The organism is Amycolatopsis sp. NPDC051372, from assembly GCF_040682095.1.
Classification (GTDB): Bacteria; Actinomycetota; Actinomycetes; order Mycobacteriales; family Pseudonocardiaceae; genus Amycolatopsis.
In genome coordinates this window covers 108,988-129,942 of the sequence record NZ_JBFBAF010000011.1, presented here as the reverse complement: position 1 = coordinate 129,942, position 20,955 = coordinate 108,988, and the positions used below count along the sequence as shown (strand labels likewise).

Sequence of the window (20,955 nt, the reverse complement as noted above, 5' to 3'; positions counted from 1 at the left end):
ACCGCGCAGTGTTTCCCCGCCAACGACCCTGTGAACTCCCCGTCCCCCCGACCCGAAAGGGAGTCAGGTGCCCCGCGCCCGAACGATCCCGTTTCGCCGTGTCCTGACCGCTGTCACCGCAGCCGTGACCCTCACCGGTCTCGCCGTCGCACCGGCTACCGCCGCACCCGAGCCCGCTCAGCCACCACCGTCGAGACACGTCGCGATGCCCGACGGCGGCGCCATCACTGTTGCCCCCGACGGCACCGCGACCCGCACCGACGCCCACGGCAAAACACTCGGCAAGACCGTGCTCGCGCTGCCGCAGGGCACTTCCGCCCTCGGCTCGCTGGCCCCGACCGACGACGCCGTGCGCGCAGCCTTCACCCCGGGTGCCACGCCCGAGCAGCCGCGTGACGTCCTCGTGCAGCTCGCCGCGGCCACCGCCGTGACCGGCGCCCCGCTCGCGGCGGGTCGCCGCGCGGCCAAGACGTCGGACAACGGCGTCAACGCGGCCCTGTCCGCGGTCGGCGCGACCTCCGTCGAACCGGTCTTCCCCGACGCCACCGACGTGCCCGCGCTGGCCAAGACCGTGCTGGTGCACCTGGCCGACAGCTTGCACACCGATGCCGCCGCGCAGAAGCTCGCCGCCACGGCCGGTGTGGTCAGCGCGCAGCCCGACCGTCGCGTTTCGGCGATGTCCACCGGCCCCGTGCGCTTGCCCCAGCCGGCGGTGAAAGCGGCGAAACTGCCGCAGGCGCACCAAAAGCCGCCGACCGGCCTGCCCTCGAACTACGGCGTGACGTCGTCGGCGCAGAGCTACCTCAACGCGGGCGGCACCAACGCGCTCGGCGCCTACAGCCTGCTGGACGGGAAGCTGCCGGGCAGCGGCGAGATCATCACCAACGTCTCCCTCGGCGACCTCACCGACCAGGGCATGGCCGACGCGGGCGACACCTACGTCCGCAACTACGGCCCGACCACCGTCGTGCAGGGCGGCCAGCGCTACCTCGACGTGCCGTCGATGCCGCTGATCCCCACCTACACCGCCGACTCCTCGGGCCGGCTCGACCCGCTCGGCTCGGTGGAGAACCAGGACCCCGCGCTCGGCGAGGTGCTGCTCGACTTCGGTGTGATGGCCCCGCTGCCGCACGACGCGCAGCGCGCCGGCGCCCAGGGCGACGGCTTCACCGACCTCCTCGGCATCGCGCCCGGCGCGCAGTACCGGCTGGTGGTGCCTCAGGAGCCGACGCTCGACCAGATCTCCGTGGCACTGCTGGCCGCCGCGCGCCAGACGCCGCGCCCGGACGTGATCACCGCGAGCCTCGGCGTCGGCACCGACAGCGCGGGCTTCCCGGGCCGCTACCTCGAAGACGACCCGGTGGCGCAGGCCGTGATCTCGACGATTGTGAAGCAGTACCACATCGTCGTCACCATCTCCTCCAACGACGGCACGCGCCTCTACACCCCGGCGGCCGTCGGTCCGGACGGCGGCAGCACGCCCACCGACGTGACCAAGGACGCGCGCGAGACCACGGACATCGCCGACGACCAGTTCTCCACCACGCCGACGAAGGTGCTCGACAGCGGCGCGATCGCCGTCGGCGGCACCACGCTCGACGACACGCTCGCCGTGCCGCAGCAGGCCGGCGGCGCGGCCGCGCACAACCCGACCTTCGCCACGACCCGCACCGACGGCGGCGGGAACTTCTCCTCGGGTTTCGGCACGCGCGTGGACGTTTCCGCGCCCAGCGACGGCATCCTCGTCGGGGAGCACACGCAGCGCGGGGGCGCGCAGGACGTGACGCCGGTGCTCAACGGTGGCACGTCGGCGTCCGCGCCGATGACCGCGGCCGCGGCGGCGGTGGTGCTGCAGGCGGCGAAGCAGGCCGGCCGCTCGCTGAGCCCGGCCGACGTCCGCTCGGTCCTGCAGCACACGGCGCGGCCGGTCGCGTCGCCGCCGCAGATGGACCGGCCGGTGACGGTCGGTCCGCAGATCGACGTGACCGCGGCCGTGCAGTCGGTGCTCGGTGACCGTCGTGCCGACCCCGCGATCACGCGGGTTTCCGAGGCGCACCGCGTGACCGTGGGTGGCCTTGGCGGTTCTTTCACCGAGAACGCCGACGGCGGCCGCATCGACCTCGACACCGGCGGAACGGGGGAGGGGCTGGTCGGCCCGGTCACCGTCGGCGCCGACGTGGTGGGTGCTCCGGCCAACGCGACCTACGCGGTGAAGATCCACGGCCACGAGTTCACCTCGGCCGTGCCCGCCGTGCGGCTGAGCCCGAAGGAAATCCTGGCGGCAGCGGGACTTCCCGTGGTGTCCACGGAGGACCGTTCGGTGCCCGTCACCTTCGAGGTCCACTCGGGGCACCGGGTGGTGGCGTCGGCAGCGCAGACGCTCACCTTCGGCCCGACCGACGGCACCTACGCCGAAGCACTCGCCCCGGTGGCGCCGGCGACCGTGGCCGTGGGCAAGGAAGTGCGGGTGCACTACGACCTCACCGGTGTGCGGAATCTGTCGAACCCGCAGGTGGTCGTGTCCACGCTGGGGCACTGGAACCCGGTCAGCGCGCCGCTGTTCGGCACGGGGTTCGTCGCGCCGATCACCGCGACCTCCGGCGACGTGGTCGTGCCGGCTTCGGCTTTCGCCGGCGGCGCCGGGATCTACGGCATCGGGATCGTGCAGCGTTCGGTGACCGGCGCCGCCGGTGACCCGACGTACGGCGAGTTCACCGCGATCCGCGTCGGCGGCGCGGCGCAGCGGCCCGACGCGCCGATCCTCACGGCGGGCGGGACTTCCGGGCACTTCGCGGAGATCACCCGGGCCGCGCAGGCGTTCTCGCTCGGCTACGACGTTCGCGGCGTGCCGGGTGCGGCCGGCGCGGCGGTGGAGGTGTCGGCTCCCGCGCCGACGTTGTACAACTCGCTCAACACCGTGACCAACGCCAACGGCGACCGGCGCGACCAGGGCGGCCCGAGCGCGGGATCCGTGGCTTACCAACAGCTCCCGGCGCCCAACGGCGTCGCGAAGCTGGACGCGGTGAAGCTCGGTCTGGGCGGCTCGGTGGCGTACGACGTGCGTGTGCTGGCCACCGATCGCCACGGCAAGGTGCTCGGCCAGGCTTCGCCGACGTCGTTCCTCGCGGTCGACGACGGCTACGCGCCCGGCAACACCGTGGTGACGAGTTTCGCCGCGGCGGCCCAGGGAATGTCGTACGCCGCGCTGCGCACGCCCGGCGGTGGTGAGTCGGTGCAGGAGTACGACGCCGTGAAGGGCACGTACGGGCGGGTGCTCACGTCCGACGCGTCCGGCGACGGCGGCTACCAGGTGCTCGGCGCGGACGCTTCGGCGCACCGGCTGGCGGTGCTGCACTTCACGAACGCCGGGTGGACGCTGGAAACGTACGACACCACGTCGTTGCAGCGGGTGGCTTCCGTGACCGCGGACGGCTACTCCGTGCAGGGCGGCCGCGTCGACGCGACCCGGCACCGCGTGGCGATCCTCGCCAAGCGGACGGCGGACAACACCGACTTCGTCCTGCCGCTGACGCTGGCCGACGGTGCGCTCGGCACGCCGCTGCTCGCGGACCCGCCGGGTGCCGTGGCGGGCGCGTTCAAGATGATCGAGCTCGACCAGGCCACCGGGCTGGTCTACCTCGCCCGCACCGGCGGCGGCCCGATCTGCTTCGGCGGCGGCGCGGCCTCGATGGCGAGCGTCGACCTCGACTCGGGCGCGACGACCTTGTCGGGCGCGGGCAGCATCTGCGCCAACGCGATGGCCTACGACGACGGCGCGAACAAGCTGTACCAGCTGGTGTACCGCTCGGTGAGCCTCAACATCGTCGGCACCACCTCGCTGGGCTCGATCGCGGGCGACACGCTGACGGCGGGGGACTCGTACACCGTGCGCCAGCAGCAGGCGGCGTTCCTCGCCGTGGACGGGGTGCACCACCTCGGCCTCGTCGCGTTCCGCACGCCACCGGTGATCTCGCAATTCGGCAAGGTGGGCGGCGTGATCACGGACAACAACGCGACGAGCCAGCTCGCGGTGATCGACCTGGCCACCGGCAAACAGCTGTCGGTGGTGTCCGGGCTGAACTTCGTGTCGGGCCCCTTCGGCGGCGAGTACAACTCCCTCACCGAACGCTCGATCCAACTCGACCCGGCGACGCGCACGGGCTGGGTGCCTTCGTACGACGGGAGGCAGCTGCAGCAGTTCCGGTACTGAGATTCTTGTGGTAGCAGTTTGGTGATCGCGGCGGGGCCGGTCCGAAGTGGACCGGCCCCGCCGTGGTGCGGGCGGGCAGACCGGGTGGCTTCAGGGTCGGCTTGGCCGCGGATCGGTGTGGCCCGGCCTCGAGGCCGCGCGGTTCGTGCTCGCTCGGTGTGGGCGCGCCGGACGCGTGCCTCTTTCGGCACGGGCGAGTTCGCCGCGGGTCGGTGAGGGTGCTTTCGCGGCTCGGCTCGCCATCGTCGGGTGCGGCCGGTGTGGCGGGTGCGCAGCAAGCGCGGCGTCGGGCTCGGCGCTTTTCGTGGGTCGGTGCGCGTGGGGAGGGTGCTTTCGTGGTTCGGCGGTACTCCATGGTCCGGCGTGGCCGGTGCGGGTGGGCAGGAAGGGTGCCTTCCCAGGCCAGTCGTTCGCCGTGATCCGGCGGCGCGGGTTAGATCGGGATCATGAACGGAGCTTTGGCGGGCAAGATCGCGGTGGTCACGGGCGCGACCCGGGGCGTGGGCAAGGGCATCGCCCTCGAACTGGGTGCGGCGGGGGCGACGGTGTACGTCACGGGCCGCACCGCCGAGCCCGGGCCGTTGCCCGGCACGCTCGCCGAGACGGCCGCCGAGGTGACTGCCCTGGGCGGCACCGGCATCGCCGTGCGGTGCGACCACCACGACGACGCCCAGGTGGAGGCGGTCTTCGCGCGCGTCGCCGAGGAAGCCGGGCGGCTCGATGTGCTGGTGAACAACGTCTTCTCCGCGCCCGACCTGGCGGCCTGGCTGAACCGGCCGTTCTGGGACCTGCCGCTGACCGCGTGGGACGAGGTCCTCGGCATCGGCGCGCGCTCGCACTACGTGGCGACCGTGTTCGCCGCCCCGCTCCTCTTCGCCGCGGGCGGCGGCCTGATCGCCAACATCTCGTCCTCGGGCGCGGCGGCGTACCAGCAGAACACCGTCTACGGCGTCGGCAAGGCCGCGGTCGACAAGATGACCGCCGACATGGCCCTGGAACTGCGCGACCGCGGCGTCGCGGCTGTCTCGATCTGGCCGGGCCTCGTGCGCACCGAACTGCTCGCCTTCGCCGGCCGCGCCACCCCCGACGGCCGCACCGTCCTGGACATCCCGGGTGCCGGCGAGTTCGACCTCGCCGCGGCGGAGTCCCCGCGCTTCGTCGGCCGCGGCGTCGCGGCCCTCGCGGCGGACTCCGCCGTGCTCACCCGCTCGGGCCGCGTCCACACCACCACGGACCTCGCCACGCACTACGCCTTCACCGACCTCGACGGCACGCTGCCAGGCGAGGTCGCCGCGTCATGACCCCCTGCCTGCCATCGCCGGCGGACAAGCCCTATTGATCCCAGGGACGCTGCGAAGACCAACGCCGAGCCGTCGAAGACCTCCTCGGCGTTGTCGGGGTGCAGGTTCCCGAAGCGTTCGGCGCACAAGCCGACCTGCAGCAGGCCGTCGAAGCGGGTGAACTGCGGCGGATCGTAGAGGATCCACGATCCCTCGACGTTCTCGTCGATGCGGAACCGTCGCACGTCGAGCAGGTCCAGGGACACCGTTTCCCAGCGGAGATCTTCCCAGCGGGCACCCTCGCTCAGAACCCTGGCGTCGATCACGAGCCGGACGACCCGTCTTGCCGGCACGCCCCATTCCTGATCAACGACGACGCGGCGGACGAGGGAGTCGTGGAACGCGTAACGGCCCAGCAGCGCCGAGACCCCCTCCTCAGTCAACGGATACGGCCCGAGCTTCCGCTCCGGCACCGGCGGTCTGGTGTCCACTGTGCTCCTTCGTGAGCCGGCGATAGTCAGGGCGTGGCCTCATCACGCGGCGGGCTGCTGCCCGGAAGCAGCCCGCTCCGGGCCAGCTGGCAGGAGCATGTGCTGGGACGAACTCCGCGATCGAGGCCGGGCGCCCCGACGGTTGTCGAGGCGCCCTGTGCAGCGGTGGAAGCGATCAGCCACCCATCTTCTTCACGATCTCGCTCATGTCCGCGATCTGGTCGGCCGGCGGAGCGGTGATGGTGACGGGGGCGCCCCAGTCGCTGTATTCGAGCGTGCTCTTGCCCAGGCCGGCGCCGCCTGTGCCCTCGGCCTGCGTCAGCGCGGTCTCGTCCATCGTGATCTGCCGCGGGAGCTGGTTCTTGTCCACCCAGAGCTCGGTTGGCAGCATGATGTGCTTGCCCTTCACCTGCTGCTCGAGCTTGGCCTTGGTCGCGGCCGGCATCAACGCGGTGAACTTGTCCAGAATCTTGTCGAGATCGAGCTCCACCTTGTCGTGGTTCACTTTCTCGCCGTCCAGGGTGGTCTGGTCGGAGCTGACGATCCGGCCGGCTTCGGCGACCCGGTCGAGCAGCTCGGTCGGGTCGCTCGCCTGGGAGGTCGAACCCATGCTGCCCGACATCGCCTGCGAGAGCGGGTCGTCGGCACCTGGCGTGATCTTGAGCCACGGCTTGTCCGTGCCGAACCGGCTCGCCTCGGCCGGCGGAATCTTCACGTACAGGGTCTTGTCGACGATCCGCAGCTCGACCTGCTGGCCTTCGAGGGTCTTGGTCAGCGAAAGCTCGATGTTCCCGGCTGGAACAGGTAGTCGCCTTGGGCCGTGACCATCTTGCCGGCCGCGTTCGCCACTATCGAGACTTTCGCCGATTTCGACTTCTGCGTGCCTTGCTTCGAGGCGGCCGACAATCCAGCACATTCTGGAACGGCGCGGCGAGCCCTGGTTCCGGCTTGTCGCCGGAGGCCGACGTCGCCCCGTTCTGGCCCTTGGCGCCACAGCCCGTCAGCACGAGCGCCAGCGCGGCGCCCGCGGCGACGACGAAAGTGGTTCTGCGCATGCAATCGCCCTGGGAGGTCATTGGTTCACGCGCATATCGCCGTGGTGGGCCGGCGGTTACGCCGTTTCGGCCACGATTCGGGGTCGCCGTATCGCGTGCGGAGCCAGAGGCGTGCAAAACATTCAGATGGATGGATAAACCCAGATCTTCGAGAAGGCGTCATCCTAGGCCAAAACCGTCAAGGAAAAGGTATGTGTAGGTGGTGGCGAACACCCCACCCCACGCTCGAAGCAGCCGGGTGGAATAGTCCCAAGAGGGCCCGTTTGACCGAAAAATCCCCGACATACGGCGACACATCCCCGCAGGTTCACCCCACGGGCCGAGAGGAACACCACTCTCGACATCGCTTAGGTTTGCCTAAGCTCACCCTGCCCGACCTGCCGGGCAGTCCTCTGGAGTCCGGAAAGGACCTTCGCCGTGAGTACCCCTGTCACTCAAGCCGCGCCTGTCGCGGGTTCCGTGTCCCCCACCTTCCGGCGGCTGCACGCCGCTGCCGTCGCCCGGATCGTGTTCGGCGTGGTGTGGGCGATCGACGCCACGTTCAAGTGGCTGCCGGGCTTCGTGCACGGCCAGACGCTCGGCAAGGAGCTGGGCAAGGCCGACAAGATCACCATCCCCGTGGTGCACCAGTGGCTGGAGCTGTGGCACACCGTCGCGGGCTGGAGCCCGGCGGCGTTCGCCGTGGGCACCGCGGTGATCGAGACGCTGATCGCGCTCGGGCTGATCTTCGGGGCGTTCTCGAACCTCGTGTTCATCGGGAGCGCGGTGTTCTCGTTCGGCATCTGGTCGGCGGCCGAAGGCTTCCACCTGCCGTGGGACGCGCCGGGCATGACGGACCTCGGCCCGTCCGTCGGCTACATCTTCGCCTCGCTCGGCCTGTACTACGCGGCCGCCGGCTCCGTGTGGAGCGTGGACGCGGTCCTGCAGCCGAAGCTCGGCAAGCTTTCCTGGCTGGCCGCCAAACCGGCCACCGTCTAGTCGGAGCCGCCGCCGGACCGCTCGTGGCCGAGGTCGAGCAGCTCTTCGAAGAACCCCCCGATCCGCCGTTCGCGGTCGACGAGGTGGACCTCGAGGATCCAGTGCGACGTCTGCCCGTTGCGGTCCGGCCGGCGCATCGGGCGGTCGCTGCCCGGCGCGATGTAGGACTCGATCCGCTCGCCGTCGATCGTCTCGTGCGGGAACTGGCCGACGAGGTGCCCGGAGTGCGCGCCGCCGAACTCCCAGCCGGCCTCGGCGGCGAGCTTGGTGACGTGCTCGTACAGCTCGGCGCCGGTCACGTCCGGGTGGGCCTCGAAGTATTCGCGCCCGGCCTGCCACACCACGGGCAGGCTGTCGCGCAGCCGCAGCTTCACGGGGTCGTCGCCGAGCACGAACGTCCGCCCGAAGTCCGCCTCGAACTCTTCGAAGATCGGCCCGAAGTCGACGAACACGATGTCGTCCTCGGCGACCACGCGGTCGGGCGGGTTCTCCCGGTACGGCCGCAGCGTGTTCTCGCCCGCGCGCACGATCCGCTTGTGCCAGTAGCGGTCCACGCCGAACAGCTCGGCCGCGAGGTCGCGCACCGCGTTGCTCGCCTCGGTCTCGCGCACGCCGGGCGCGAGCAGCCCGCGCCGCTCGACCTCTTCGAACAGCTCGACGGCCTTGGCCTGCGCGTCCAGCAAACGCGCCGCGCGTTGTGCCTCGTCCTCGATCAGTTCACCCATGCCCCCGACGGTAACCACCGCCGCGCGCGGCCACCAGGCGAGTCCGATTTGGGCGCCTGCGGGAGGAATCACCCGATCCGCGGTCGAGCCTGGGAGAACTCCACAGGTTTCCCACGGAGCCCGGCAAGGAAAATCTCAGGTACGGGGTGTGTTCTGGTCGAGGCGGTAGCCAGGAGCGGGACGAGGCTGGAGCGGGAACATGAGCGAACAGGAGCCGGGGTCGACCGGTGGGCAGACCGGCGGTTGGCCGTACGGACACGGTGACCAGACCCAGCCGGGCGCGTATGGGCAGTACGGACAGCAGGATGCAGCGGGTCAGCCGGGGACGCCGGGTCAGCCAGGCGCGGCGGGTCAGCAGGGTCACTATGGCCCGTACGCCGGCTACAACCCAGGCTGGGCACCGCAGGGTGCTTGGGGCCAGCACCCGGGTACCCAGCAGTTCCCGCAGACGCCGTACCACCGGCCGCCGCGGCCGATGCGCAGCGCGGCGATCGCGGTCGGCGCCATCGGGCTTTCGGTGGTGCTCGGCCTGGGCATCGGGCACTTCGTGTGGACGCCCGGCTCGGATTCCGCCGGGGGCAACCAGAACTTCGGGTCCGTCTCTCCTCCCGGGGGCACGTCGAGCACGTCGATCGACCCCAACGGGATCGCGACGAAGGTCGATCCGGGCCTGGTCGACGTGAACACCGAGCTCGGTTACCAGAGCGCCGCCGCGGCGGGCACCGGCATCGTGCTGACCTCCGACGGCGAGATCCTCACCAACAACCACGTCGTCGAAGGCGCCACCAGCATCAAGGTGACCGACATCGGCGACGGCAAGACCTACACCGCCTCCGTGCTCGGCTACGACCGCAGCCACGACATCGCGGTGATCAAGCTCAACGGCGCCTCCGGCCTGAAGACCGCGTCGCTCGGCAATTCCTCCGCGGTCGCGGTCGGCGACGCCGTGGTCGGGATCGGCAACGCGGGCGGCGCCGGCGGCACCCCGGCCGTGGCGGCCGGCAAGGTCACCGCGCTGAACCAGTCGATCACCGCGTCGGACGAGTCCGCCAGCTCGTCGGAGCAGCTCACCGGCCTGATCCAGGTCGACGCCGACATCCAGTCCGGCGACTCCGGCGGCCCGCTGGTCAACGCCAACGGGCAGGTCGTCGGCGTCGACACCGCCGCGTCGCAGGGATTCCAGTTCAACGGCGGCCAGGGCCAGGGCGGTCTCGGCCGCGGCCGCGGCGGGCTGGGCCAGGGGCAGGGCGGCCTTGGGCAAGGCGGTCTCGGGCAGGGTGGTCTCGGGCAGGGCCAGGGCGGTCTCGGCGGCCTCGGCCAGGGAGACGGCGGTCTGGGCCAGGGCCAGGGCGACGGCGGCCTCGGCGAAGGCGACGGCCAGCAGGGCGCCTCGGGCGGGCACCAGGGCTTCGCGGTCCCGATCAACCAGGCGATCGACCTCGCCCACCAGATCATCGGCGGCAAGTCGTCCGACTCCGTCCACATCGGACAGAGCGCCTTCCTCGGCGTGTCGGTGAGCGACGCCGGCCAGGCGCAGCAGTCCCCGGGCGGGCTCGGCCAGGGACAGGGCCAGGGTGGCCTCGGCCAAGGACAGGGCCAGGCCCAGGGTGGCCAGGGCCCATCCCAGGGCAGCTCAACCGGTGCCCAGATCCAGGACGTCGTGGCTGGCGGCCCCGCCGCCACGGCCGGCCTCACGGGCGGCGACGTCATCACCGCGGTCGACGGCAAGGCCGTCGACTCGGCGACCACCCTCACGACCCTCATGGACACCCACCACCCGGGCGACAAGCTCACCGTCACGGTGGTGGACCAGACCGGCCAGCAGCACGACGTCACCGTGACCCCGGTCAACGGCCCGGTCGGCTGAGCCAGGGCACACGAGGAGGGGTTCCGGTCCCAGCGGGCCGGGACCCCTCTTGTCGTCTCAGCGCCAACTTCGCCGTCGCGGGGTGCGGCACCGCATGCCGGCGACGCCGGTCGGCTGAGTTCGGCCACGCCAAGGAGAATCCGGTCCATCGCGGGCCGATGCCCTCTCTCCGCTTTGGCACCAACTTCGCAACCGCCGGGCGGCCACCGGGTTTGTGGCAGGGCAGGTCGGTGGCGCCGGCCGGCCGAGTCCGCGCGAGTAGCGCGAGGGCTCGGATCCGTCGCGAATCGGGGCCTCTCCCGTCGTTGCGCCGGTGATCTCGCTGCTGTTGGCGGTCGTCGGGTGTGGCAAGACGTGTCGGTGGCGCCGATCGGCTGAGCTCGACCACGTCCAGCAGGATCCGCTCCATCGCGTGCCGGTGCTCCCGCTGTTGTGACGGCACCTTCGCTGGCGCTGGCGCTGGCGGTTGCAGGGCCTGGCGCGGTAGTTCGGTCACACGGGTCGGCTGAGCTCGAACGCGCTCAGGAGGACCTCCGGCTTTCGCGGAACGGTGCCCTCTCGCCGTTGTGGCAGCGACTTCCTCTTGGAGCGGGGGATGCGCCCGTCGATCGCGATCGGCCCATCGCTCAGCGGCTGCCGACCTCGCCGGATGCGACGCCACGTCGGTGGCGTGAATCGGCCCCGGGCGGCTGAGTTCAGCCGGGACCCCTCCCGCGGTTGCGGCGCTACCTTCCTCCCGAACCGACGCGAGCACGCGAGCGGGCAAGCACGCGAACGAGGGAGGAAGCCCGATGAACCGCAAATGGCTCACCCCCTTACTACTTCTGGCAGCCACCAGCTGCAGTACCAGCACAACCGGCCAGGCACACCCCGCCGGCGGCGACCTGCCCAGCGCCGCCGACGCGCGCAACTACGCGGCCTGCGCCGACGGCAACTGCGAAGTGCTCGTGACGAAGGCGGTCGACCTGCCGGCCGGCGGGCGCGGCGACGTCGACACCCTCTCCATCACCCGCATCGGGCCCGGCGGCGTGGACTACGAGCTCAAGAGCGCGCACGGCAGCGGCTCCGGGAACCTGACCACCGGCTGCGTTTCGACGTTCTACGAGGGTGGGGGCGGGTCGGCGTGCTACTCCGGTGACGTGCCGCAGCCGGAGGCGCAGACGGGGGTGCTCGCGGTGCGGCTGACGGGGGCGTCGGCGGTCGGGGCCGTGGTGCAGCTGGTTTCCGGGCCGCCCGGGCCGCCGCCGGAGTCACTCGTGCCTCACATTCCCGGTTTCGGAGGCTGAGCGAGGCCTATTCTCTCCTGCGGCACCGTCGCCGAAGCCGGGAGAGGAATCCGTGGACTCCATCAGCACCCTGTCGTACGAGCCGCTCACCCCGACCGCCTACCTCGACCGCGCAGCGGCCGCCCACGGCAACCGGATCGCCGTGGTCGACGGTGAAGACCGCTGGACCTACACGGAGCTGCACGAGCGGTGCCGCCGGCTCGCCGGGGCGCTGGCGCCGCTCGCGGACGGGCGGCCGGTGGCCGTGCTGGCGCCCAACACCCACGTCCTCCTCGAAGCCAACTTCGGCGTGCCGTGGGCGGGCGTGCCGCTCGTCGCGGTGAACACGCGGCTCGCGGCGCGCGAGGTCGCCTACATCCTGGAGCACGCGAAAGCGGCGGTGCTTGTGCACGACCCGGTGTTCGACAAGCTCGTCGACGACGCCGTCGGGCTGATGTCCGAAACCGCGCCGCGCCGGATCCGCACGGGCGAGGAGTACGAACGGCTGCTCGCGGCCGCCGAGCCACTGGCGATCACGCCCGAGGACGAGCGGTCCGTGCTGTCGATCAACTACACCTCCGGCACCACCGGCCGGCCGAAAGGCGTGCTCTACAGCCATCGCGGCGCGTACCTGCAAGCGCTGGCGATGGTCGGGCACACCGGCCTGTCGCCCTCGGCTGTGCACCTGTGGACGCTGCCGATGTTCCACTGCAACGGCTGGTGCTTCCCATGGGCGGTCACGGCGGCCGCGGCCACGCACGTGTGCCTGCCGAAGGTCGAGCCCGCCCGGGTGTGGCAGCTCATCCGTGAGCAGGGCGTGACGCACCTCAACGGCGCGCCGACGGTGCTGTCGATGCTCGCCTACGCCCCGGAAGCGGCACCGGTCGAGACGACGGTGCGCGTCGCCACCGGGGGAGCGCCGCCGTCGCCCGCGATCCTGCGCCGCATGAGCGAGCTCGGCTTCGACGTGACGCACCTCTACGGCCTGACCGAAACCTACGGCCCGGCGATGATCTGCGACTGGCGCCCCGAGTGGAACGCGCTCGACGAGCAGGAGCAGGCGCGGCTCAAGGCCCGCCAGGGCGTGGGCAACATGATCTCCTGCACCGCCCGCGTGATCGCCGACGACGGCACCGACGTGCCCGCCGACGGCGCCACCATCGGCCAGATCGCCCTGCGCGGCAACAACGTCATGCTCGGCTACCTCGACGACCCCGAAGCGACGCGCGCCGCCGTGCCCGACGGCTGGTTCCGCACCGGCGACCTCGGCGTCGTACACGCGGACGGCTACGTCGAACTTCGCGACCGCAGCAAGGACGTGATCATCTCCGGTGGTGAGAACATCGCGTCGGTGGAGGTGGAACAGGCGATCGCCGAGCACCCGGCCGTGCTGGAGGTGGCCGTGGTCGCCGTGCCGGACGACCGCTGGGGCGAGGTGCCCGCCGCGTACGTGACCTTGCGCGACGGCGAAAGCGCCACGGAGGCGGAGATCGTCGAGTTCGTGCGCGAGCGGCTGGCGCGGTTCAAGGCGCCGAAGTCGGTGACGTTCGGGGATCTGCCGAAGACCTCGACCGGGAAGATCCAGAAGTACGTGCTGCGCGAGAAGGCCTGGGCCGGCGTGGAGCGGCGCATCCAGTGAACGCTCAGCCCAGCCGGTAGAAGCGCCACATGTCGTGGTCGATCGGCAGGGTCTCGACGCGGTCGAACCCGGCTTCGCGCGCATAGGCCTCGACGGTCGAGCGGCGGATCGCGGTGCCGGTGGCGGCCGAGCTCGGGCTGCTCATGCTGTCGGGCAGGCAGATCGACACGCTGAAGCCGTACATCAGCCGCTCGACGGCGTCGCCGGGTGCGGTGAACTCGTCGGCGACCTTCATGTCGGCCACGAGCACCGGTCCGCCGAGGCCGCGCATCGCCGCGAGCGCGCGGACGGGGTAGGGCAGGTCGTGCAGGCATTCGAAGGCCATCACGAGGTCGTACGGCTCGGCCTCGACCGTGCCGATGTCCTGGCGGTGCACGGTGATCCGGTCGGTGAGGCCGGCTTCGGCGACGTTGGTCCGGGCGAGATCCACCGAGGCTTGGTCGAGGTCGTACGCGTCGACGCGGGTCTGGGGGAACGCGCGCGCCAGGGCGATCGCGGCCCAGCCGCCACCGCAGCCGATGTCGGCGACGCGCGACGGTCTGTCGGCCAGGCGCGCGAGCACGTCGGGCATCGCGGGCAGCCATTGGGGCGCCAGCAGGTGCAAGAAACCCGGACGGTTGAGCGCCGCCTGCGATTCGCGCATGTCGGCGCCGTAGCCGGCCCACGGGAAGCCGTGACCGGTGCGGAACGCCTCCGCGACCTCGGGCACGTGTCCGGCGGCGCTCACGAGCTGGCGCGCGAGCGGGCTGAGGTAGGCGAGTGAGTCCTGGTCGGCGAGCACCGTCTCGGCGCCGGGGGCGAAGCGGTAGTGCCGTTCGGCGTCGGTGCCCGTGACGTCCAGGAACCCCGACACCGCCTGCTGTTCGAGCCATTCGCGGGCGCATCGCTCGTCGGTACCGGTCGTCTCCGCGAGCTGGGCGGACGTGCGGTCGCCGCCGGCGAGGGAGCGGTAGTAGCCGAGGCGGTCGCCGAGCGCGATGGCGATGACGTCGGAAGTCGCGACAGCGGCGTCGAACACGCGCGCGGCCATGGCTTCGGCGGGGTCTTGGGGCATCACACAGTATTCGCAGAGCGGCCTGAACCGGACAACGACGGGCTTTTCACCGGGGCCCGCGCTCGTGGCCCGGGCCCCGTCGGTGATCAGCGAGCGATCGCGGTGAGCAGTTCGGCGTTCGTGGTGTCGCCGGAGAGCTCCCACGCGAAGACGCCACCGAGCCCCTGCGACTTCGCGTAGCCGGCCTTGGCCGACGCCGTCGCGGGGGTGTCGTAGCTCCACCACTGCGAGCCGCATTTCGCGTAGGCGGTGCCGGCGATGAGGCCGTTGGACGGGCACGTGGTCTTGAGGACCTTGTAGTCCTCCACGCCGTCCTCACCCGTGGTGGTGCCCTTCACCGGGCCGGTAGCGGTGCCGCCGGGCTGCTTCTGCGTGACGCCGTCCCAGCCGCGGCCGTAGAACCCGAGGCCCAGCAACAGCTTCGCCGACGGCACGCCGTCACGGCGCAGCTTCTGGATGGCGGCGTCGGCGTAGAACCCAGCGGTGGGGATGCCGTAGTACGAGCGCAGCGGCGAATGCGGCGCGGTGGGACCGGTCGGAGTGGCGCCGGCCACGAAGTAGTCGTAGGTCACCACATTGTACCAGTCGAGGTAGCGGCTCGCGCCCACGTAGTCGGTGGCGTCGATCTTGCCCCCGGGCGCGCCGTCCGCGGTGATCGCCGCGGTCACGAGCTGCTTCCCGAAACTGGCGCGCAGCGCCTGGACGACCTTGGTGAAAGCGTCCGGGCCGCTGGCGTCGCACTCGAGGCCGCACGCGTTGGGGTACTCCCAGTCGACGTCGATGCCGTCGAAGAGCCCGGCCCAGCGCGGGTCGTTCACGAGGGCGTAGCAGGAGTCCGCGAACTTCGCGGGGTCTTTCGCCGCCTCGGTGAAGCCGGGGGAGAAGGTCCAGCCGCCGAACGACCACAGGATCTTCAGGTTCGGGTGCAGCTTCTTGAGCTGCAGGAGCTGGTTAAAGCTGCCGTGCAACGCGCCGGGTTCCGCGCTGTCGGCCTGCCCGTTGACGCTCGTGGCGGCGTCGTAGGGCTGGTCGGCGTCGGCCCATTCGTCGCCGAACGCCCACTGGCCCGCGGAGACGGTGCCGAACGCGTAGTTGATGTGGGTGAGCTTCGCGGCGGAGCCGGAGGTCTCGATGTCCTTGACGCGGTAATTGCGGGCGTACACGTCCCAGTCGGCGAAGTAGGCCATGACCTTGTGGTCTTGCCGGTGGTTCGCCGCGGCTGGGGCAGGTGCCGGTGTGGTCGCCGAACTCGGCGCCGCGAGCGAGGCGAGCACCAGGGCCACCCCGGCCCCGGCCGTGACCAGACGTCTCAGCACGATCGTTTCCCTTCGACGGGGGAAGAAGACCGCCGGACGCTAACAGGTCCAGACCATTGGGGAGGGTCCGCCGGGAGAGCGGGCAGCAACGCGGCCCGTTTTGACCAGGCCGACGCGCGGACGCGGGCGGGCTTCTGGTTCGGGCCCCGGGCGCTGCTCGGAAACAGTCGCTCGGGACCCGCCGACGAGTCCCCGGCTCGGATCAGGCCGGTGTGACCTCGCAGCGCCAAGCGCCGCCGGCGCCGCGGGTGCACGTGAGCTGCTGCTCGTCGGTCGCGCCACCGGGCCGGAGCCACGGCATCACGGTGTCGCCGGCGATGAGCGCGTCGAGCGTCTGCAGCTGCGGGTTGCGCGGCTCGGGGTGGTGCTCGTACCCGGCCCGGCCGAGCGCCAGCGCGATGGCCATCCCGAGCAGGTTGACGTCGTTCGCGTCGGTCGGCAGCTCGCCGCCCTCGGGGCGCAGTCGCACCCCGGCCTCGGGCGAGGGGACGATCGCTGCGGTGTAGCTGTCGGACATCAGCCGGCACTCTCCGTTCGTGGACCTTCGGGCGGCGCTCAGCCTATTTCGCCCGCACACCGGTGTCACCGGCGACCCGCCGGGGATCAGCCCAGCGCGCGTCGCAGCCGGGGTGCGCGCAGCAGGACCCGGCACGCGTACCGGACTTGGGCCCAGCGCCCGCTCCTGGTCTGGGCGAGGTCGTGCAGCTCGGAGAGGAACAGCTCGGCGTACTCGGCTCGGCTCCCGGCCGGCAGCAGCGCCGCCGCGCACGTGGCCGTCACGCGGGAGAACGCGATCACCTGAGCCGGGCTCGTCGTCCGTCCCGCCCACCCGTGCCAGCGGGGATGCCGCGAGCCGAACCCGTGGTCGGAGAGCACGGCGACCACGTCCGTGCGTGCCGCGTAGAGCTGCTCCACCACCTCGATCACGCAGCGGCGCGCGAGGTCGTGATCGTCGCGGCCGGTGCCCTCGCCGACCAGTGCCAGCGCGCGCCACGCGTAGGCGCGGGCGTTGCCGAGCGCGGGTCCCAGCTCGGCGGCGCTCGCGAGGTCGCCCGTCACGTCGAGCTCGCGGCACAGGTCGTCGAGCCGCCCGCCGACGAGCAGCAGGTCGATCACGCGGTGAGAGCTGCTCAGATGGGGGAGCAGCGTCGCCGCGACGCGATCGTGGGTCCGGCCGAGCATCCGATCCAGCCCGAGCAGCAAGTCGAGCGATGGGTTCACCGCGCGTCCCCTGCCAGGCCCGGGCGCAGCCGCGTCAACGCGCGCGCCGAGGTTTCCGCGCGGTGCAACGCTTCCCGCACGGCATCGAGGCCGTCGGAGTCGAGCCGGTAGTAGCGCCGCCGCGGCCGGCCCGCCTCCGACGGATCCGCTTCCTCCCACCGCGACCGCAGCCAGCCCGCCTTCTCAAGGCGCGCGAGGATCGGGTGGATCGTGCCGCTGGGCAGCCCGGCGGCAGCGCAGATCTCAAGCCCGTACAGCTCCTGGGCGGGTTCCCTCATCAGCGCGTGGAGCACCAGCTGGGTCGGGAGGGTCATCCGGGGACCGGCCATGCAAGAGCTCTACCTAGCCCCCGTGTTCGGGGGAAGCCCGTCCGCGGCTCGGCGTCCGGGTGGCCTTCGAGAAGTGGTCTGGACACTTCACACATTGGTCCAGACAATAGGCACCTCCCCGTCGAAGCCGGAGGTAGGCGATGAGGCGTTCCCGACTGTCCTTGTTCCTGGCCGCGTTCGCCGTGACCCTGGGTGGGCTCGTGGCCGTGCCCGGCAGTGCCGGGGCCGCGAATCTGCTGGTCAACCCCGGGTTCGACGCCGGGTCGACCGGCGGGTGGGAGTGCGCGAGCGGGGCGGCCACCGTCGCTTCGCCGGTGCGTTCGGGGGCGGGGGCGCTGGCCGTCACGGCGTCCGCGGCCGACACCGGGCAGTGCAGTCAGACGGTGTCCGTGCGGCCGAACACGACCTACGCCGTGGAGGCCTGGGTGCGGGGCAACCCGGTGTACCTGGGGGTCACCGGAGGGCCCTCGACCTGGGCGGGCTCGGGTGACTACACGCGCCTGGCGCTGTCGTTCACCACGGGCGCGACCCAGACGTCCGCGCAGCTCTACCTGCACGGCTGGTACGGCGGCGGCACCTACTACGCCGACGACGTCAGCCTCGACGGCCCGGGCGGCGGGACCCCCGGCGCACCCACCGCGCCGGCAGCGCCCAAGCTCGGCGCGGTCACCAGCACGTCGATCGGCCTGACGTGGACCGCACCGGCGGGCACCGTGACCGGCTACCGCGTCTACGAGGACGGCACGCTGCGCACGACCGTCACCGGCACTTCGGCGACGTTGACCGGGCTGTCGCCGTGCACCACGCACAGCTACACCGTCGCCGCGTACAACACAGCGGGGGAGTCGCCGTGCAGCGCCACGGTCTCCGGCAGCACCGGCGGCTGCACCAACTCCGGCCTGCCGAAGCACGCCCTCATCGGCTACCTGCACGCCAGCTTCGCCAACGGCTCCGGCTACGTCCGCATGGCCGACGTGCCCGACGCGTGGGACATCATCGACCTCGCGTTCGGCGAGCCGACCACGCCGACATCCGGCGACATCCGCTTCAACCGCTGCCCGGCGACCGAATGCGCCGGCGTGGAGAGCGACGCCGACTTCATCGCGGCGATCCGCGCGAAGCAGGTGCAGGGCAAGAAGGTGCTCATCTCCATCGGCGGCGAGAAGGGCCAGGTGCAGCTCACCACCACGACCGCGCGTGACGCGTTCGTCAGCTCCGTCTCGGCGATCATCGACAAGTACGGCCTCGACGGGCTCGACGTCGACTTCGAGGGCCACTCGCTGTCGCTGAACGCGGGCGACACCGACTTCCGCAACCCGACCACCCCCGTCGTCGTCAACCTCATCTCCGCCCTCAAAACGCTGAAAGCCCGCTACGGCAGCGCGTTCGTGCTCACGATGGCGCCCGAGACGTTCTTCGTGCAGGTCGGCTACCAGTTCTACGGCGGCTCGTCGGCCGGCGACCAGCGCACCGGCGCGTACCTGCCGGTGATCAACGCCCTGCGCGACTCGCTGACCGTGCTGCACGTCCAGGACTACAATTCCGGGCCGGTCATGGGGCTGGACAACCAGTACCACACCATGGGCGGCGCCGACTTCCACATCGCGATGACCGACATGCTCAAGGCCGGCCTCCCCGTCGCCGGCGGCGCTTTCTTCCCCGGCCTGCGCGACGATCAGATCGCGCTCGGCGTCCCGGCGACCGTCAACGCGGGCAACGGCTACACCGCCCCCGCCGACGTGCAGACCGCCCTGACGTGCCTCACCAAGGGCACGGGCTGCGGCGGTTACACCCTGCGCGGCGGCACCGTGCCGGGCCTGCGGGGGCTCATGACGTGGTCGATCAACTGGGACCACTTCTCGGGCTGGACGTTCCAGAACGCGCACGCGCCGTTCCTGGACACGCTTCCCTGAGACACCCTGCCTGAGACGCACGAGACATGGCGGGCCGCCGGCGATCTTCGGCAGACTGGGAACCACCGGCGAAGATCGTGAGGACGAGCGATGGACCTGAAACTCCGCGGCAGGCGTGCCCTGGTGACCGGCGCGTCGAAGGGCATCGGCGCTGCCGTGGCCGAGGTGCTCGCCGCCGAGGGCAGCCACCTGCACCTGGCCGCGCGCAGCGGCGAGGCGCTCGAAGCCCTCGCCAGGAAGCTGCGGGAGGCGCACGGGGTCGAGGTGACCGTGCACGTCGTCGACCTGCGCGAAACGGCCGATCTCGAACGGCTCGCCGAGGCCACGGCCGACGCCGACATCCTCGTGAACAACGCCGGCGACATCCCGGCCGGCACGCTCGACCAGGTCGGCCCCGACCGCTGGCGGCACGCGTGGGACCTCAAGGTCTTCGGCTACGTCGACCTCACCCGGCTCGTCTACGCGCGGCTTCGCGAGCAGGGTCGCGGCGTGATCGTCAACGTGATCGGCGCCGGCGGTGAGCGGCCGAAGACGGAGTACATCGCCGGCGGCGCGGGCAACGCCGCGCTGATGGCCTTCACCCGGGCGCTCGGCGCCGAGGGCCCGCGCGACGGCGTGCGCGTGGTCGGCGTGAACCCCGGCCCGGTCGCGACCGAGCGAATCACCACCATGCGCGCGGCCAACGCCGACGTCGACGCGAGCTTCGCCGCGCTGCCCTCGCGCCGCGTCGCCGAGCCGGGCGAGGTCGCCGACCTGGTGGCGTTCCTGGCCTCGGCCCGCGCCGACTACATCAGCGGCACCATCGTGACCATCGACGGCGGGCTGTCCGCCGCGTCCTGATTCACCCGGCGGCGAAGACGTGCCGCCATCGTTCGGCCGAGTCGGCGAGGTCGCGGCCGACGTGGTCGAAGTAGTCGCCCATCGCGGCCAGCCGCGCGGCGGCGGGGGAGCCGGCCAGCAGGCCGGCGCCCTCGCGCGCCGAGGTGGCCCACGCGGTGCAGACGTCGGCTTCGCGGCGGCACGAGCGGTACCACGCGTCGTCGTCGACCCGGTAGTGCTCGCGGCCGCCGGGTTCGCGGACGCGGCGGACGAGTTCGAGCTGCTCCAGGTACGCGATCGCCTTCGACACCGACGCCGGGCTCACGCGCACGCGCGCCACGAGGTCCATCGCGGAGAGCGTTCGCCGGTCGCTGGTGAGGAGCGTGGCGAGCACGCGGGCCGGCATGCGCGGGAGTCCGGTGTGGACCATCATCTCCGTGAACCGCTCCTCGAACCCGCTCACCGCCGGGGCGCCCACGGGCACGCGCCGGCCCCGCTCGTGTGTGGCCTCCTGGGCGTGGTCGGCCCGGTAGCCGCGCGGGCCGCCGTTGCGCCGGACTTCCCGGCTCACCGTCGACGTCGGCCGCCCCAGCAGCCGCGCGATCTCGGCGTAGGCGAGCCCGGCTTTCAGCCCCTCAGCGACGCCTCGACGGTCCTCGTGGGTCAGACGGGTTCCCGGCATGTGCCCGAGCCTACCGCGTCATTGCAACAACGGCGCCCCGTTGCACTCGTGACAGCCATTGCAACACAAGGAAAACCCGAGTTGACGGACCCCGGTGGACAGTCGTAGTTT

17 protein-coding genes are annotated in these 20,955 nt (G+C 71.6%); 8 read left to right on the top strand and 9 right to left on the bottom strand.

What is annotated here, in order from left to right:
• The first annotated feature begins 124 nt into the window (after positions 1 to 124).
• Positions 125 to 4,210 (top strand): S8 family serine peptidase, encoded by a 4,086-nt coding sequence (locus AB0M56_RS18735; RefSeq protein ID WP_364177431.1) that lies wholly within the window; start codon positions 125 to 127, stop codon positions 4,208 to 4,210.
• Between the two features lie 446 nt (positions 4,211 to 4,656).
• Positions 4,657 to 5,511 (top strand): SDR family NAD(P)-dependent oxidoreductase, encoded by an 855-nt coding sequence (locus AB0M56_RS18730; protein WP_364177428.1) that lies wholly within the window; start codon positions 4,657 to 4,659, stop codon positions 5,509 to 5,511.
• On the opposite strand, the gene AB0M56_RS18725 is transcribed toward AB0M56_RS18730, so the two are convergent.
• Complete coding sequence (locus AB0M56_RS18725) at positions 5,457 to 5,981, bottom strand: hypothetical protein (RefSeq protein ID WP_364177425.1); 525 nt, start codon at positions 5,979 to 5,981, stop codon at positions 5,457 to 5,459. The genes AB0M56_RS18730 and AB0M56_RS18725 overlap by 55 nt on opposite strands.
• Positions 5,982 to 6,156: 175 nt before the next feature.
• Positions 6,157 to 6,897 carry a hypothetical protein gene (locus tag AB0M56_RS18720; protein WP_364177422.1) on the bottom strand — a complete coding sequence of 247 codons (741 nt, stop codon included), beginning with the start codon at positions 6,895 to 6,897 and terminating at the stop codon, positions 6,157 to 6,159.
• Positions 6,898 to 7,453: 556 nt separating this feature from the next.
• Here AB0M56_RS18720 and AB0M56_RS18715 point away from each other — a divergent pair.
• The gene (locus tag AB0M56_RS18715; RefSeq protein ID WP_364177419.1) at positions 7,454 to 8,014 is read left to right on the top strand and encodes a hypothetical protein; all 561 of its coding nucleotides are present in this window, start codon (positions 7,454 to 7,456) and stop codon (positions 8,012 to 8,014) included.
• Here the strand turns inward: AB0M56_RS18715 and AB0M56_RS18710 are convergent.
• Positions 8,011 to 8,739, bottom strand: coding sequence for a M24 family metallopeptidase (locus AB0M56_RS18710; RefSeq protein ID WP_364177418.1), 729 nt, complete (start codon positions 8,737 to 8,739; stop codon positions 8,011 to 8,013). The genes AB0M56_RS18715 and AB0M56_RS18710 overlap by 4 nt on opposite strands.
• A gap of 199 nt (positions 8,740 to 8,938) precedes the next feature.
• Between AB0M56_RS18710 and AB0M56_RS18705 the strand changes: the two genes are divergently transcribed.
• From AB0M56_RS18705 to AB0M56_RS18695, 3 genes are all read left to right on the top strand, one after another.
• A complete protein-coding gene (locus AB0M56_RS18705; protein ID WP_364177415.1) occupies positions 8,939 to 10,606 on the top strand; it encodes a trypsin-like peptidase domain-containing protein in 1,668 nt (555 codons plus the stop codon).
• A gap of 791 nt (positions 10,607 to 11,397) precedes the next feature.
• Positions 11,398 to 11,892: a hypothetical protein gene (locus AB0M56_RS18700; protein WP_364177412.1), complete on the top strand. Its 495-nt coding sequence runs from the start codon at positions 11,398 to 11,400 to the stop codon at positions 11,890 to 11,892.
• A gap of 61 nt (positions 11,893 to 11,953) precedes the next feature.
• Positions 11,954 to 13,510, top strand: a complete 1,557-nt coding sequence (locus AB0M56_RS18695) for an AMP-binding protein (RefSeq protein WP_364177684.1) — start codon at positions 11,954 to 11,956, stop codon at positions 13,508 to 13,510.
• Between the two features lie 4 nt (positions 13,511 to 13,514).
• On the opposite strand, the gene AB0M56_RS18690 is transcribed toward AB0M56_RS18695, so the two are convergent.
• The 5 genes from AB0M56_RS18690 to AB0M56_RS18670 all read right to left on the bottom strand — a co-directional run bounded on the left by AB0M56_RS18690 (position 13,515) and on the right by AB0M56_RS18670 (position 17,415).
• Entirely contained in the window at positions 13,515 to 14,564 is a 1,050-nt protein-coding gene (locus tag AB0M56_RS18690; protein WP_364177409.1) for a methyltransferase domain-containing protein, read from the bottom strand.
• Positions 14,565 to 14,650: 86 nt separating this feature from the next.
• Complete coding sequence (locus AB0M56_RS18685; RefSeq protein ID WP_364177405.1) at positions 14,651 to 15,880, bottom strand: glycoside hydrolase family 18 protein; 1,230 nt, start codon at positions 15,878 to 15,880, stop codon at positions 14,651 to 14,653.
• Positions 15,881 to 16,082: 202 nt separating this feature from the next.
• Positions 16,083 to 16,397: a hypothetical protein gene (locus AB0M56_RS18680; protein ID WP_364177403.1), complete on the bottom strand. Its 315-nt coding sequence runs from the start codon at positions 16,395 to 16,397 to the stop codon at positions 16,083 to 16,085.
• Positions 16,398 to 16,483: 86 nt separating this feature from the next.
• Positions 16,484 to 17,101: a hypothetical protein gene (locus AB0M56_RS18675; RefSeq protein WP_364177400.1), complete on the bottom strand. Its 618-nt coding sequence runs from the start codon at positions 17,099 to 17,101 to the stop codon at positions 16,484 to 16,486.
• Complete coding sequence (locus AB0M56_RS18670; RefSeq protein ID WP_364177398.1) at positions 17,098 to 17,415, bottom strand: helix-turn-helix transcriptional regulator; 318 nt, start codon at positions 17,413 to 17,415, stop codon at positions 17,098 to 17,100. The genes AB0M56_RS18675 and AB0M56_RS18670 overlap by 4 nt, the downstream gene beginning before the upstream one ends.
• Before the next feature lie 155 nt (positions 17,416 to 17,570).
• Between AB0M56_RS18670 and AB0M56_RS18665 the strand changes: the two genes are divergently transcribed.
• Positions 17,571 to 19,343 carry a glycoside hydrolase family 18 protein gene (locus AB0M56_RS18665; RefSeq protein ID WP_364177395.1) on the top strand — a complete coding sequence of 591 codons (1,773 nt, stop codon included), beginning with the start codon at positions 17,571 to 17,573 and terminating at the stop codon, positions 19,341 to 19,343.
• 90 nt (positions 19,344 to 19,433) lie between these two features.
• Positions 19,434 to 20,183: a short-chain dehydrogenase/reductase gene (locus AB0M56_RS18660; protein ID WP_364177392.1), complete on the top strand. Its 750-nt coding sequence runs from the start codon at positions 19,434 to 19,436 to the stop codon at positions 20,181 to 20,183.
• 1 nt (position 20,184) lies between these two features.
• Here the strand turns inward: AB0M56_RS18660 and AB0M56_RS18655 are convergent, their stop codons facing one another.
• On the bottom strand, positions 20,185 to 20,844 hold the full coding sequence (locus AB0M56_RS18655) for a helix-turn-helix domain-containing protein (RefSeq protein WP_364177389.1): 660 nt from the start codon (positions 20,842 to 20,844) through the stop codon (positions 20,185 to 20,187).
• Between the last annotated feature and the right edge of the window lie 111 nt (positions 20,845 to 20,955).

Excerpts from the sequence above, each read along its gene's own strand:
- AB0M56_RS18730 (WP_364177428.1), top strand. The coding sequence starts at position 4,657 with ATGAACGGAGCTTTGGCGGGCAAGATCGCGGTGGTCACGGGCGCGACC.
- AB0M56_RS18720 (WP_364177422.1), bottom strand. The coding sequence starts at position 6,897 with ATGTGCTGGATTGTCGGCCGCCTCGAAGCAAGGCACGCAGAAGTCGAA.
- AB0M56_RS18710 (WP_364177418.1), bottom strand. The coding sequence starts at position 8,739 with ATGGGTGAACTGATCGAGGACGAGGCACAACGCGCGGCGCGTTTGCTG.
- AB0M56_RS18705 (WP_364177415.1), top strand. The coding sequence starts at position 8,939 with ATGAGCGAACAGGAGCCGGGGTCGACCGGTGGGCAGACCGGCGGTTGG.
- AB0M56_RS18700 (WP_364177412.1), top strand. The coding sequence starts at position 11,398 with ATGAACCGCAAATGGCTCACCCCCTTACTACTTCTGGCAGCCACCAGC.
- AB0M56_RS18690 (WP_364177409.1), bottom strand. The coding sequence starts at position 14,564 with ATGCCCCAAGACCCCGCCGAAGCCATGGCCGCGCGCGTGTTCGACGCC.
- AB0M56_RS18680 (WP_364177403.1), bottom strand. The coding sequence starts at position 16,397 with ATGTCCGACAGCTACACCGCAGCGATCGTCCCCTCGCCCGAGGCCGGG.
- AB0M56_RS18670 (WP_364177398.1), bottom strand. The coding sequence starts at position 17,415 with ATGACCCTCCCGACCCAGCTGGTGCTCCACGCGCTGATGAGGGAACCC.
- AB0M56_RS18665 (WP_364177395.1), top strand. The coding sequence starts at position 17,571 with ATGAGGCGTTCCCGACTGTCCTTGTTCCTGGCCGCGTTCGCCGTGACC.
- AB0M56_RS18660 (WP_364177392.1), top strand. The coding sequence starts at position 19,434 with ATGGACCTGAAACTCCGCGGCAGGCGTGCCCTGGTGACCGGCGCGTCG.
- AB0M56_RS18655 (WP_364177389.1), bottom strand. The coding sequence starts at position 20,844 with ATGCCGGGAACCCGTCTGACCCACGAGGACCGTCGAGGCGTCGCTGAG.